Origin of the sequence: Micromonospora cremea (genome assembly GCF_900143515.1) — a bacterium.
Taxonomy (GTDB): domain Bacteria; phylum Actinomycetota; class Actinomycetes; order Mycobacteriales; family Micromonosporaceae; genus Micromonospora; species Micromonospora cremea.
This window is the reverse complement of sequence record NZ_FSQT01000002.1, coordinates 2,563,363-2,575,812: the sequence shown is the minus strand read 5'-3', so window position 1 is coordinate 2,575,812 and position 12,450 is coordinate 2,563,363. Positions and strand designations below refer to the sequence as shown.

Annotated in this window: 15 protein-coding genes; 5 read left to right on the top strand and 10 right to left on the bottom strand. The window is 69.9% G+C overall.

The genetic code is table 11. From position 1 onward, the window contains the following. Together BUS84_RS25450 and BUS84_RS25445 are read right to left on the bottom strand one after the other, a co-directional pair. Positions 1-549, bottom strand: a complete 549-nt coding sequence (locus BUS84_RS25450; RefSeq protein WP_074316193.1) for an Hsp20/alpha crystallin family protein — start codon at positions 547-549, stop codon at positions 1-3. Beyond that, on the bottom strand, positions 549-1,052 hold the full coding sequence (locus tag BUS84_RS25445) for a DUF2231 domain-containing protein (RefSeq protein ID WP_074316190.1): 504 nt from the start codon (positions 1,050-1,052) through the stop codon (positions 549-551). The genes BUS84_RS25450 and BUS84_RS25445 overlap by 1 nt, the downstream gene beginning before the upstream one ends. Positions 1,053-1,230: 178 nt before the next feature. Between BUS84_RS25445 and BUS84_RS25440 the strand changes: the two genes are divergently transcribed. Then, positions 1,231-1,848 (top strand): pyridoxamine 5'-phosphate oxidase family protein, encoded by a 618-nt coding sequence (locus BUS84_RS25440; RefSeq protein WP_074316188.1) that lies wholly within the window; start codon positions 1,231-1,233, stop codon positions 1,846-1,848. 174 nt (positions 1,849-2,022) lie between these two features. On the opposite strand, the gene BUS84_RS25435 is transcribed toward BUS84_RS25440, so the two are convergent. After that, a complete protein-coding gene (locus BUS84_RS25435) occupies positions 2,023-2,430 on the bottom strand; it encodes a VOC family protein (protein WP_084757589.1) in 408 nt (135 codons plus the stop codon). 253 nt (positions 2,431-2,683) lie between these two features. Here BUS84_RS25435 and BUS84_RS25430 point away from each other — a divergent pair, with 253 nt between their 5' ends. After that, complete coding sequence (locus BUS84_RS25430; RefSeq protein ID WP_143728507.1) at positions 2,684-3,145, top strand: hypothetical protein; 462 nt, start codon at positions 2,684-2,686, stop codon at positions 3,143-3,145. 26 nt (positions 3,146-3,171) lie between these two features. Continuing rightward, a complete protein-coding gene (locus tag BUS84_RS25425) occupies positions 3,172-3,816 on the top strand; it encodes a class I SAM-dependent DNA methyltransferase (protein ID WP_074316184.1) in 645 nt (214 codons plus the stop codon). Positions 3,817-3,818: 2 nt separating this feature from the next. Here the strand turns inward: BUS84_RS25425 and BUS84_RS25420 are convergent, their stop codons facing one another. The 4 genes from BUS84_RS25420 to BUS84_RS25405 are packed head-to-tail and all read right to left on the bottom strand — an operon-like array spanning position 3,819 to position 7,316. Then, on the bottom strand, positions 3,819-4,466 hold the full coding sequence (locus tag BUS84_RS25420; protein ID WP_074319100.1) for a response regulator transcription factor: 648 nt from the start codon (positions 4,464-4,466) through the stop codon (positions 3,819-3,821). A gap of 14 nt (positions 4,467-4,480) precedes the next feature. After that, positions 4,481-5,806 carry a sensor histidine kinase gene (locus BUS84_RS25415; RefSeq protein ID WP_074316182.1) on the bottom strand — a complete coding sequence of 442 codons (1,326 nt, stop codon included), beginning with the start codon at positions 5,804-5,806 and terminating at the stop codon, positions 4,481-4,483. Between the two features lie 17 nt (positions 5,807-5,823). Beyond that, complete coding sequence (locus tag BUS84_RS25410; RefSeq protein ID WP_074316181.1) at positions 5,824-6,594, bottom strand: hypothetical protein; 771 nt, start codon at positions 6,592-6,594, stop codon at positions 5,824-5,826. Further along, entirely contained in the window at positions 6,591-7,316 is a 726-nt protein-coding gene (locus tag BUS84_RS25405; RefSeq protein WP_074316179.1) for an ABC transporter ATP-binding protein, read from the bottom strand. Before BUS84_RS25405 ends, BUS84_RS25410 begins: the two co-directional genes overlap by 4 nt. Before the next feature lie 253 nt (positions 7,317-7,569). Here BUS84_RS25405 and BUS84_RS25400 point away from each other — a divergent pair, with 253 nt between their 5' ends. Continuing rightward, positions 7,570-7,809, top strand: coding sequence for a hypothetical protein (locus tag BUS84_RS25400; protein WP_074316177.1), 240 nt, complete (start codon positions 7,570-7,572; stop codon positions 7,807-7,809). A gap of 292 nt (positions 7,810-8,101) precedes the next feature. Here the strand turns inward: BUS84_RS25400 and BUS84_RS25395 are convergent, their stop codons facing one another. Together BUS84_RS25395 and BUS84_RS25390 are read right to left on the bottom strand one after the other, a co-directional pair. Then, positions 8,102-8,662: a hypothetical protein gene (locus BUS84_RS25395; RefSeq protein WP_143728506.1), complete on the bottom strand. Its 561-nt coding sequence runs from the start codon at positions 8,660-8,662 to the stop codon at positions 8,102-8,104. Positions 8,663-9,005: 343 nt separating this feature from the next. Continuing rightward, positions 9,006-9,569 carry a dihydrofolate reductase family protein gene (locus BUS84_RS25390; RefSeq protein ID WP_074319098.1) on the bottom strand — a complete coding sequence of 188 codons (564 nt, stop codon included), beginning with the start codon at positions 9,567-9,569 and terminating at the stop codon, positions 9,006-9,008. 410 nt (positions 9,570-9,979) lie between these two features. Between BUS84_RS25390 and BUS84_RS25385 the strand changes: the two genes are divergently transcribed. Next, on the top strand, positions 9,980-10,351 hold the full coding sequence (locus tag BUS84_RS25385) for a YciI family protein (protein WP_074316175.1): 372 nt from the start codon (positions 9,980-9,982) through the stop codon (positions 10,349-10,351). 478 nt (positions 10,352-10,829) lie between these two features. Here BUS84_RS25385 and BUS84_RS25380 read toward each other — a convergent pair whose 3' ends face one another. Beyond that, positions 10,830-12,332: a hypothetical protein gene (locus tag BUS84_RS25380; RefSeq protein WP_074316173.1), complete on the bottom strand. Its 1,503-nt coding sequence runs from the start codon at positions 12,330-12,332 to the stop codon at positions 10,830-10,832. Between the last annotated feature and the right edge of the window lie 118 nt (positions 12,333-12,450).

Here is a 12,450-nt window from a genome sequence, read left to right as displayed (position 1 = left end):
CTACGGCCGGTCGATCTCGCCGACGGTGTCCGGGCGGTGCAGCTCGCGGTCGGCGGCGGGATCGGCCGGCATCGGCGTACCACCGGAGAGGCCGCCGGAGCGCAGCCCGGTGCGGCCGACGGTGATGGTGCGCGGCCTGGGCCGGGCCGCCCGGGGCAGCCGGACCCGGAGTAGGCCGTGGTCCATCACCGCGTCGATGCCCTCCGGGTCGACCCGGGACGGCAGGTCGATGCGGTATTCGAAGCCGCGGGTCTCGAAGCCGCCCGGGATGCCCTGGTCGGCGTTGACCTCCGCCTCGGATCGGGCCCGTACGCACAGCTCCCGGTCGTCCAGCTCGACCGCCACCTCCTCCGGCGCCACCCCGGGCAGCCGGACGACGACCTCCCAGCCGTCCGAGGTTTCGGTCAGCTCGACGTCGGACGTCCCGGCCCGGCCGCCGACCAGCCGGCTCAGCTCGGCGCGCAGCGACTGCAATTCGCCCATCGGGTCCCAGCCCTGCTGCCGGCCCCGCCATCCCCGGCCGAAGCCGCTGGTCTGCTGCTCGCTCATCACGCCTCTCCGATCCGTCGGGTGGCCGCGGGCGGCCGCAGTGAGCTGGGCGCGTCCAGACCGGCCTCGCGGTCGACGCCCACGCCGAGCCGGTCGACCAACTCCCCGCCGAGCCAGGCGCTGATACCGAGGATGGCCACCGCCACCACCTCGATGGCGATCAGCGCGCCGCCGGCGGCCCGGGAGTCGGCGTTGAGCCGGACCGCCCAGACGGCGGCGAAGAGCAGGATGACCGCGACGTTCGCGCCGGCGTGCAGCAGGCCCACCCGCTTGGCGCGGGTGCCGGTCGGGATCGCCAGCAGGTCGAACGAGCCGGCCGCCGCGGCCAGCAGGCCGCCGATCAGACCGACCGTGATGTTCCAGTACGCGACCTCGCCCAGGAAGTCGGGCCCGCCGACGGTGTCCACCACGTCGAACAGCACCGCCGTGACCAGCAGCGCGACCGGAAACATGACCAGCATCGGATGGACTGGGTGACCCAGCACCTTGAGTCGGCTCTCCATCTTCCGGCCTCCACTGGTCGGCGTCCTGCGTGACGGGTCGTGCTGCGGGCGCGTCGGGTGAGGCCGTACCCCCGGCACCCGGGGGCAAACCTCGCGCTGGCCACGCCGGCCTAGGCTGGCGGGCGAGGCCGTCGACGGTGGCGCCCGCCACCCGGGTCAACGGCTGGGGGAGGATCACGTGACGGTGGAGATCACCTCGCACGAGGAACTGCGCGAGCTGCTCGGCGTGCCGAACGCGCGTGCCGTCAACAAGGAGCGTCCCCGTCTGCACAAGCGCGACCGGCAGTGGGTGGCCGCCTCGCCGTTCTGCCTGATGGCCACCGCCGGCGCGGACGGCAGTTGCGACGTCTCGCCCAAGGGCGACCCGGCCGGGTTCGCCCTGGTGCTGGACGACACGACGATCGCGCTGCCGGAACGGCCGGGCAACAAGCGGGCCGACGGCTACCGCAACATCCTCGACAACCCGCACGTCGGGTTGCTCTTCATGATTCCCGGGCGGACCGACACGCTGCGGATCAACGGGCGGGCCCGGCTGGTGCGGGACGCGCCCTGGTTCGACGACATGGTGGTCAAGGGTCACCGGCCGGTGCTCGCGGTGGTGGTGGAGATCGAGCAGATCTTCTACCACTGCGCCAAGGCGTTCCTGCGGTCCGCGCTGTGGCAGCCGGAGACCTGGCAACCGGAGGTGCTGCCGTCCCGGGCCCGCCTTGTCAAGGAGGTCGAGGCGCCGACGGAGAACCTGGAAGACCTGGAACGGCACTACGGCCCGGAGTACGTCCGGACCATCTACGTCTGATCCAGCATCCACGGCTGATCCGGCGGCACGAGGGTCTGCTGGAGAGCCTGGAGCGGTCACCGCCACACCGCCGGGTGTGTCGATGGTCAGCCCGCGCCGGATCGAGCTGCCCGGGCGGAACCCGTCCCGCCCCGGCAGCGCGACCCGCGCTGACGCCGAAAGCCGTTGTGCCGGTCAGGACTCCGGCTCGGCAGACACCATCCACAGGTGACCGTCGGGGTCGGCGAAGGCGCCGGCGTACCCCCAGGGTTGTGCTGCCGGCTCGGTGACCACCTCGGCGCCGGCGGCGCGGGCCCGCCCGACGATCGCATCCGCATCGGCGGGAGAGGCGACGCTGAGGCTGAGCACGCACTCACTCTGCCCCCGCGGGGCGACCTCGTGCCGGCCGATCACCCACCCGAAGCCACCGGTCGGGATGAGCATCAGCCGCAACCCGTCGTTGACGACGAACTGCAACGGCTCGGGGATGCCGTCGTCGGCCAACTCTCCCACCGTCTCCAGGCCGAGGCCGTCCCGGTAGAAGCGGTGCGAGGTCGGGCGGTCGGCGATGGGAAGACTGATGATCACGGGCACGAAGGTCATGGAACGGACTCCAGGGTGTCGGGGGACGCCGTCTCCAGGATGGACGGATCCGGGCACCGAAAGTCATCGGACCCGCCGGGTCGGACGCGGAACAGCGTCACCCTGGGTCGTGAACACGCATCGAGCCGCGTGGTGGCGCGATGAGTAGCGGCGTCATGACCCCGGTCCCGTCCGGCTGCTCCCACGCCGGGGCGGTCTGACCATGGCCGAGAATCCGGCGCCATCCCGCTCGGCACCGACGGTGCCGCGCCTGGTGAATCCCCACCGCCTGGCGGTCGGGCAGATGGTCGTGGTCGGTGCGGCGGCCGCCCTGTTTCTGCGCGGAACCACCAGTGGCCCGTGGGTGCTGCTCGGGCTCTTCGTGGGGCTGGAGGTCGTGCTGCTCGGCGGCGCCATGGCGCTGCTGACGCTGACGTACCTGCTCGGCACCATCACCCGCCACGGGTCGCGGCTGACGGAGACCCCCGGCGGCCGGTGTGCCTGGACCGTGGCCATCTGGGCCGGGGGCGCCGCTCTTGTCGGCTTCGGCCGTGCAGCCCTGGGCCATCTGGGCTTCGAGCCCGACCGGTATCCCGAAGTCGGCCACTGGCTGCTGGGCCTGGGGGTGGCGCTGGTGGTGGGCCTTCTCAGCCGGTCACGACAGGTACGCGTCGGCTCGGCAGCACTGATCGCGCTCTTCGTCGTGCTCACCGCCGCGCTGCGAGCCGTCGGCTGAACACGTCCCTGATCTAGCGTTGCCGCATGAACGTTGAAGGCTGGTTGGCAGACACCCGCGCCTCCTACGACACGGTCGCTGTCAGTTATGCGCGCCTGTTAGGCAACCTCCTGGCTGAAACACCCTACGAGCGAGCGACTCTGGCGTTGTTCGCCGACCTCGTCCGTGCCGCCGGTGGCGGGCCGGTCGCGGACGTGGGCTGCGGACCAGGACGCATCACCGCCCACCTGCATGGGCTGGGCGTCGAGGCCTTCGGGATCGACCTGTCGCCGGGGATGATCGATGTGGCTCGGCGCGATCACCCCGGTCTGCGGTTCGAGGTGGGTTCCATGACCGAGCTCGATCTGGCTGAGGCGTCGGTCGCCGGCCTGGTCGCCTGGTACTCGCTGATCCACATCCCCGACGACCAGGTCAACTCGGTCTTCGCGCACTTCCGTCGGGTGTTGCGGCCCGGCGGCCCGCTGCTGCTCAGCTTCCACGTGGGCGACGAAACCAGCCTCAAGACCCAGGGCTACGGCGGCCACCCGATGAAGGTTCACGTCCACCGTCGCCAGCCCGCCCAGGTGGCGGCCTGGCTGCGCGAGGCCGGATTCGCGGTCGAAGCGCAGATGACTCTCACCTCGGCCGAGAGTTCACTCGGGGGGATCATCTTCGGACGCCGCCAGTCCTAACATCAGCCGCCGCCGACGTGGCGGAGGACGGCCAGGACCCGGCGGTTGTCGCTGTCCGAGGACGGCAGGCCGAGTTTCCCGAAGATGTTCGCCACGTGCTTCTCCACGACTCCGGAAGTGATGACAAGAGCCGCCGCGATCCCGGCATTGGATCGTCCCTCGGCCATCAGCGACAGCACCTCACGCTCCCGGGGGGTCAGCGACGCCACCCCGGCCGTGTCCTGCCCGGCCCGCATCAGGTGGCCGACCACCTCCGGATCCAGTGCGGTGCCACCGGACGCCACCCGGGTCAGCGCGTCCACGAAATCGGCGACGTCGGCGACGCGGTCCTTGAGCAGGTATCCGACGCCGGTCGGCCGGTCGGCGAGCAGGCGGGTCGCGTAGCGGGTCTCGACGTACTGGGAGAACACCAGCACACCGACGTCCGGATGGTCGCGTCGGATGTCGATCGCGGCGCGCAGTCCCTCGTCGGTGTGCGTCGGTGGCATCCGGATGTCGATGATGGCTACGTTCGGTACGGTGGCCGCAATCGCGGACCGCAACGCATCCGCGTCGGCCACCGCCGCGCACACCTCGAAACCGCGATCGGTGAGCAGCCGGACCAGTCCTTCGCGCATCATCGCGGCATCCTCCGCGATCACCACCCGCATGTCGTCGCCTCCGTTCACACCTGTGTGGGCAGCTCGATGTCGACCCGGGTCGGACCGCCGGTCGGACTGCGTACGCGCATCCGGCCGTCCACGACCGCGATGCGGCGGGCCAGGCCGGACAGGCCGGGACCGTCCGGGTTCGCCCCGCCGATGCCGTCGTCCTCGACGGTCAGCATCAGGCGCTCGCCGGGTCGGACGACGCCGAGCTCGATACGGGTCGCCCGGCTGTGCTTGGCCGCGTTCGCGAGCAACTCGGAGGCGCAGAAGTAGGCGATGGTCTCGATCGCGGGCGCCGGGCGGTCGGGCAACTCGACGTTCACCGTGACCGGGATGGCGCTGCTCGTCGCGAGCGTCGCCAGCGCGTCGCCGAGACCGTTGTCGAGGACCGGCGGGTGGATCCCGCGCACCAGGTCGCGCAGGTCCGCGAGGGCATCCTTCGCTCCGCGGTGGGCGAGCGCGACCAGTTCGCGGGCCTGCGCGAGGTCGGGTGGCGGCCCGTCGACACCCAGCTTCTCGGTCGCCATGCCGAGGTTCATCGCCAGCGTGGCCAGCCGGATCTGCGCGCCGTCGTGCAGATCCCGTTCCAGCCTGCGCATCATCGCGGCCGCGTCGTCGATCGCGCGGGCCCGGGTGACCTGCAGTTCGCGTACCCGCTCGGCGAGCCGACGCGGACCGAGCAGCCGTCGCATCGCGGTAAGGTCCAGTGTCGTACCGGCCCGCATCAACCACGGTGCGACCAGCAGCATGGCGAGGCCGGCCGCGGCGATTAGGAACGTCCCGGCGAACGTCCGCGTACCGATGGTGCCGAACGGCGTCAGCGCCCACACCGGCCCGAGGCGCGTTCCGGCCGGGTGGTTGCGAAACAGCGGCCACCACACCGGGTAGCTGAGGTTGACCAGACCGAATACGTAGCAGAACGCGCCGTAGCCCTCGGGGATGGCCAGTGGCACCTTGAGCAGGCCGTACCCGACGGCGCGCCAGCCCGGTCCGTCGGAGACCACGGCGCTGATCCGCTTCGAGAGCCGCGGCGGCGGGGCGTCCACGTGCACGCCGAGCAGCCGGTCCGCGAGTGAGCGATGCACGGCTCCCATCGCGCGCCCGGTCGGGGCGGCCAGCACGACCAGGAGCGCGATGGTGAGCGGAAACAGGACCAGGAACACCGGTGCGACGGCAGGTGCGGGCTGGTTGGACATGGCTCCGGTCGCCCAGAGGATGAGGACGCCCAGGGCCGGCACGATCGCCGGTACGGTCAGGATCGCGGCCGCACTGACCACGCCGACGACGCAGAACACCGCCCGGCGCAGGGCCAGTGTGGCGAACGGAGCGCGCAGCGCTGTCATCGGCCCATTGTCGCTGGTCACGCGGCGCGATGACGGAGCAGCATGCCGCCGCACAGGATCGCGACCGCCGCGTACCCGCACATCAGCAGCGCGCTGATCCAGCTGGAGAACAGCCCGGGTAGCGGCGAGGTCACCGCGATCGAGTTGAGCAGCATCAACAGCGGGACGAAGCGGCCCACCTGGATTCCGCTCTCGCCGAACAGGCCGGCCACGATCATCGGGACGAATGTCAGACCGAACAGCGTGCCGATCGCGGCGCCCGAGTGCCGCACGATCGTCCCGATGCCGACCCCGATCAGCGCGGTGACGCCCAGATACACGCCGGTCAGCACAACCGCGCGCAGGATCGCCGCGTCCCCGAGGGATGCGGCCGGGATGGCGGTGCCGCGGATCGCGAGCTGCCCGCCCAGATAGCCGGCGAAGCTCGCGACCAGGCCGACGCTGAGGGCCGCGCCGCCGCACACGGCGACCTTCGCGGCCAGGACGATCCGACGCCGCGGGACGGCGGCGAACGTCGAGCGGATCATCCCGGTGCCGTATTCGCCGGTCACCGTCAGGACGCCGAGCGCTCCGAGGAGCAGCTGGGCGACGATGGCGCCGCCGAGGCTGTTGTTCAGAATCTGGGCGGCCGTGGCGACCGGGGTGTGCGATCGGTATCCGAGTCCCACCCCGGCCCCGGCCGCGGCCATCGAGACCACCGCGGCGATCGCCAGCCACCACGTCGACCGGACGCTGCCCAGCTTGATCCGTTCCATCCGGGCCACGTGCCGGAATCCGTACCCGTTCATGACGCTCCCACTCCGCGATAGTCGGTGGCCTGCGCGGTGAGCCGGAAGAATGCGTTCTCCAGGCTGTCGTCGCCGGCGGCGAGTTCGGCGACGGTCGTCTCGGCCAGCAGCCGGCCGCGGCCGATGACCACAAGCCGGTCGGCGGTCAGCGCCATCTCGGCGATCAGGTGGCTGGACACAAAAACCGTCCGGCCTTCGGCGGCGAGTCCGCGCAGCAGGTCCCGAATCCAGCGGATGCCCTCCGGATCCAGTCCGTTCACCGGCTCGTCGAGCAGGAGGACGCCCGGGTCGCCGAGCAGGGCCACAGCGACGCCGAGCCGCTGGCGCATGCCGAGCGAGTACGTACCGGCACGCCGCGTTGCCGCGTCGGACAGCCCGACGGTGCGCAGCGCCTGCTCCACCCGGGAACCGGGGATGTCGTTGCTCGCGGCCAGCGCGGTCAGATGCGCACGGGCGCTGCGGCCGGGATGGAACGCCCCGGCATCGAGGAGCGAGCCGACCGTCTTCAACGGCCAGTTCAGGGACGAATACCGGACGCCGCCGATCAGTGCCTCGCCATGGTCCGGGGCATCCAGACCGAGGATCATCCGCATTGTCGTCGACTTGCCGGATCCGTTCGGGCCGAGGAAGCCGGTCACCACCCCCGGCTGCACCCGAACGCTCAGCCCGTCGACGGCGACACGGCCGCCGTAGCGTTTCGTCAGCTCACGTAGTTCGATCACACGGTCGACGCTATTCAGCGCCGCCGGCGGTCGGAAGCCGGAAACCATCCCACTCCGCCTGGAGGTTTTCCCCCATGGCGGTCCCGACCCATGACCGTCGCCCGGCCAGCCTTCGGCCCTGGGCGCCTGGGCTGTCGCTCTCACATCGGCTGCCCACGCTGGTCGTGTGGCTCTCATTTGGCCTGGGCATCGAGGGCTGCCAGGGCTGCTCCGCTGACCGTTGAGGCGCGCCAGAGCCAGCTACGGTCGTCGCGTGAACGTGGCCAACGTTGTTCAGAAGTTCGGGACGGACGACTTCCTCGAACGTTCCTGGGAGCTGCCTCCGGAAGTGATCGAACCGCTCCGCGATCATGTCAAGGTGGGAGATGACGGTTGGATCATCGACTCATGGCCCATGACGGAGCAGATCGCGGCCATCGTTCAGCCATGGGTGACCGAGCACATCGATGTCGCCTCGGGTGCCTGGTTGGTTGGATCGTGGATGCGACCCTGACCAGGGGGGTTGCCGTGGGCAGCAGCCTCTAGCTTGCTCGCGGATCTCCTCGTCAGGCAGTCGCCAGACCGTCCAGCCTCCCCCGGACGGGGACAAGGTGGAGCGCCCTACCGGACGAGCCTCGCTGCTAGCTGTCTAAGGGTCGGCGTCGATCAAGCGGAGCGGCCTGGGATTAGAAGATCCCGGATGCTGGCGAGCGGGCCGCGCGCATGGTCAGCGTGTCTGTGGTTGTCCGGCGGGGGCGGTGCTGGTGGGCGGTCTTGGCTGTACGGATGGCTGTATGAGCGGCACGTCACGGGTGGCTGTCGAGGACGACAGTCATCTCCCTCGGGTACCGCTCCAAGTCCTCAAGGTCGATCCAGTCTTCGCCGGGCCGGATCCGGTGGAATCGGAACGTGCTGTTGGTGTCGTTCGCCAGGATGATGCAGCGCACGGCTGTCGGCTGCGGTAGGGCTCGGACGAGGCGAAGCACGGCGTCAGCCACGACCATCCCGAGCCGTAGCAGCACGACTTGGCCCTCGGTGTTGATCTGGAGTTGTCCGTCGTCGAGGATCGTGACCTTTACCGGGGCATGGTCCTCCAGGTGGAAGCTGTTGTAGTTGCACTCGTAGCCGGTCAGATCCCGCCAACCCATCTTCGCGACCGCCGCAGGGACGGAAGCTGGAGCAGCAGGCCATTGGCCGATGTGCGCGGTGAAGATCAGAGCGCCTTCGTTGTCCGTGAGGCCCTGCGCGAGCATGTCTTGCAGGTCCTGGTCGAGGGTGCCGCCGACGGTCGGCAAGTCATCGGCTGCCAGTGGTTGAAGTGCGGTTACGGCGGCCTCGTTCATTCGGATGGTGAGCACCCGTCGCACCGTACTGGCGTAGCGCCAAGCGTTGGAGCTGAGCTTTGAGGAGGGTCGGGGACCATCCACACCGACGCCGAACCACACACCGTCCGACGCACCACCGACCAGCCCGTCCGTAGGATCAAAGCCCGCCGACCCCGCAAGGTCGCCACCGAAACCTAGACCAACCGTCAAGCAACAGCTGGGACGGAAACGTCAAGCATCCGGTGGGACCAGACAGCGCACGGCAAGGCGTGTCTTGTGCCATACACGGTCTGTGATCCGGGACGGGTATCACGATCGCCTCGAAACACAGCGCCACGAGATCCTTGGGCGGCCCGAAGCCCGGGCCGATCCGAGGTTGGGGTACTCAGCGCCTGGTCTCGTACCTGGTCAGGACCACGCCGTCCGGGAACGTCCGGGTCTCCACCAGGGTCAGGTTCACCCAGTTGTCCAGGGCCGCAAAGAACGGCGTGCCGCGACCTACCAGGACCGGATGGGTGACGATCGCGTACTCGTCGATCAGCCCGTCCCGCATGGCCACTGCGGCGAGTGTGGCGCCGCCGATATCCATGGGGCCGCCGTCCTCGGCCTTGAGCCGGGTGATCTCGGTGACCGCGTCGCTAGTGACCAGGCGGGTGTTCCAGTCGACCGTGCTGGTCGTCGAGGAGAACACCACCTTCGGCATGTCCCGCCAGCGGCGAGCGAACTCGATCTCCGCCGGTGTGGCACCCGGCTGCTGGTCGGCGGTCGGCCAGTGGGAGCTCATCGTCTCCCACAGTTTGCGCCCGTACAGCGCCGTGCCTGTCGCCCTCACCCGGTCGGACCACCACTGGAACAGCTCGTCGCTCGGCACACTCCAGCCGAGGTCGTCGCCGGGCGCGGCGATGTAGCCGTCCAGGCTCAGGTTCATGCCGAAGGTCAGTTTTCGCATGGTGTCAGCCTCCCGTGAGTCGGTACTCGGCGTACAGACCAGCACGGCGCGGAAGAATCATCGGTCAGGCCACACCGAGGGCCGGTTCACCACCACGCCAGGACCGTAGCGTCAGGACGGCGATACGATCTCCGCACTTATCTCCAGACCAACCGTCAAGCAACACCTGGGACGGATTCGTCAAGCATCAGGTGGGACTCGACAGTGACCGCGACGCCATGTCCTCCTCGGCTGGTGCGCGACAGTTGAGCGCGGATCGCGGCAGACGGGGGCGACATGACGCTCGCAGGCGCCAAGCGGCGGAAGTCCCGTGGAAAGATCTTTTGGCATAGCGTCGATTACGGGGCGAGTCGTTCGTAGAACAGGTGACAGGTGGCCGGAGGAGGCCGCCGGGACAAGGGAGTCACGGGATGACCCGGTACTTGATCTCGTTCAATGACGGCGCGATGGACCACATCCCGGACGAGGACTTTCCCGACGTGGGCAAGGCCTCGCACGCGGTGGTCCAGGAGGCCGTAAACGCCGGCGTGTGGGTGTTCGGCGCCGGACTGCAAAGGCAGAGGGCGAGCGTCGTGGCCACGGACGGGACGGTCACCGACGGCCCTTACCCGGAGACCAAGGAGGTCATCGGCGGGTTCATGGTCGTCGACGTGGCCTCACGCGAAGAGGCGCTGACGTGGGCAGCCAAGACCGCCGTCGCTTGCCGCTGTGCGCAAGAGGTCCGGCAGCTCATGCCCGACCCCGAAACAGACGCGATGCTCCGCCAGGCTGACAGGCGATGACATCCCGACGACGACCGATCGAGAAAGACCTGCCACGTTAGGGCAAGACTTGCGTGGCAGCGGTTGACGACGCGGGTCTGCGGATCGACTTGAACTTGTAGCGCGGTGCGGTGACCCCGGGGATCGGGCGTGCGAGCCCGATCCCCGGACATGGCCGGATCCCGCAACCACTGATCGCCCAGTAAAGCGCAGCCAGGCGCATCGCCGCGAGTGTGCGCGCTCATCGGCTACTTGTTGCATGACCGCCGCCCGGCCAGGTTTCGGCCCTAGGCGTCCGGGCCATCGCTCTCACATCGGCTGCCCACGCTGATCGTGTGGCTCCCATTTGGCCTGCGCAGTCCCGGGCGTCGCCGATGGGCATGAGAGCGCGCAGGCACGGCTCCGTCATGCGTTCGGTCGGGGCGTTCGTCGACTCGGCTCCGCACGCGGTAGCGATGGTTCGGGTGCCGTCTTTGGCTTCGCATGCCGGATCGGCGGTTCAGCGCAGGGCGGTGTAGGGGTCGGTGAGGAAGCGGTCGCGGTCGTCGCCGTGGGCGATTGCCGCGTTGTAGACGGCGTCGATCGCGGCGGCCAGCGGATCGTCATTCGCCAGGGCGATCAGGGCGGGGAACGCGGCGGCCTGCTGGAGCACCCCGGTGACGTGACGTGTGCCGAGCGCTTTCGAAGCCAGGCAGAGCGTGATGATGGTGTGCGGCACCTCCGGATCGGACAAGAGCCGGTCGAACGCGGGGATGCCGCTCTGCTCGGTGAAGGGCCGGGGCAGTGGGCGGTTGGCCTCGGCGGCGGCGAGCGCGTCGGCGATCCACCCGATCCGTTCGAGCCCGGCCACACGCATCGCGCGGCGGGCCGCCCAGCAGGCTGCCTCGCGCTGGCGGGCCGCGGGCAGCGCGTCGATGCGGTCGAGCAACGGGCGGTCGATCCGGGCCAGGGACCGCGCCTGGCCAAGGAGCCCGCGGACACGATCCGACGGCGGAGCACCTCCCCACCGGTCGGCGTCGCGCTCGGCCCGCAGGCGGCGGGCCTTCTCGGCCAGCGCGGTCGCCTCGGCGGCCTGCCCGCGCAACGTCTCCATCCACGGATGCGACCCGGCGGTATCGAGCAGATGGTCCCAGATCAGGCCGAGGGCGAAGGCGTGCCGGCCCAGCACTCCCTCGTGCCGCAGCGTGAAGCCGTCGGGGCCGTATGTCAGCCGTACGGTACTCGGCTCATCGTCCGGCAGCGTGGCCAGCGGATGAGGGAAGATCGGCTCGTCGGCGGTGGCCCATGACCACCGAAGTAGCTCGCCGCCGACCCGCTCCAGCCGGACCTCCAGGTCACCGGCGGGCAGCACTCCCGCCGAGACCGCGACCGGCGCGGGCCGGTGACGGACGACCGTTACCCGGGGCAGGTCGGCGTCATCCTCGTACGGGTCGGGTGGCAGCGGCCGAAGGATGGCCTGACGGCCGGACGGGCGCGGCACCAGAGACAGCATCGCCCGCTCGGCAGCCTTCGCCGGCTTCTGCTCCCAGTCGCGGCCTCCCGGGTCGGTCAGCACAGTGCGCCATGGCGTCTCCTCGGACACCGCCCAGATGTGCAGCTCGTGCCGCTCCGGCGGGTCGTCGTCGGTGCGTACGGTCTCGTGCAGGCGGTCGCGCGCGTGCACCCGCACCCGGATCAGCCCGCGCGGGACGTCGACGTCCGTGAGGGCCTCCGAGGTGCCGCCCATCAGACCGACGACCGACAGCCTGCCGCGGGGGCTCCAGAGGGTCGCCTCGCTGATCGCGTCCCAGTCGGCGCCGACCTCCGCCAGAGGCCCGGGCAACACATGGACGCGTGCCTCGATCCAGCCGGTGTGTATGCCGCAGAAGCCGGTGAGCTGAATCGGCCCGCCGACGTGCACCAGGTCGTCACCGAGGATGTAGATCCCCACGTCGGACGCACCCGGCACGGTGAACACCTGGTATTGGCAGTGGCTGACGAACAGCCGCGCCCAGCCCGTCACGGACGCCGGAGGTCGATGATCTGGCCATGCAAATCGTCCACTCCCAGATCCTAGTGACGTCGCATCGGACCCGTTACCCACGGGATCGACGGGAAGTCCTTACCGGAGCTGTCCAACC

Coding starts and splice junctions, on each gene's coding strand:
- BUS84_RS25450 (WP_074316193.1), bottom strand. CDS start 549: ATGAGCGAGCAGCAGACCAGCGGCTTCGGCCGGGGATGGCGGGGCCGG.
- BUS84_RS25445 (WP_074316190.1), bottom strand. CDS start 1,052: ATGGAGAGCCGACTCAAGGTGCTGGGTCACCCAGTCCATCCGATGCTG.
- BUS84_RS25435 (WP_084757589.1), bottom strand. CDS start 2,430: ATGACCTTCGTGCCCGTGATCATCAGTCTTCCCATCGCCGACCGCCCG.
- BUS84_RS25425 (WP_074316184.1), top strand. CDS start 3,172: ATGAACGTTGAAGGCTGGTTGGCAGACACCCGCGCCTCCTACGACACG.
- BUS84_RS25420 (WP_074319100.1), bottom strand. CDS start 4,466: ATGCGGGTGGTGATCGCGGAGGATGCCGCGATGATGCGCGAAGGACTG.
- BUS84_RS25415 (WP_074316182.1), bottom strand. CDS start 5,806: ATGACAGCGCTGCGCGCTCCGTTCGCCACACTGGCCCTGCGCCGGGCG.
- BUS84_RS25410 (WP_074316181.1), bottom strand. CDS start 6,594: ATGAACGGGTACGGATTCCGGCACGTGGCCCGGATGGAACGGATCAAG.
- BUS84_RS25390 (WP_074319098.1), bottom strand. CDS start 9,569: ATGCGAAAACTGACCTTCGGCATGAACCTGAGCCTGGACGGCTACATC.
- BUS84_RS25385 (WP_074316175.1), top strand. CDS start 9,980: ATGACCCGGTACTTGATCTCGTTCAATGACGGCGCGATGGACCACATC.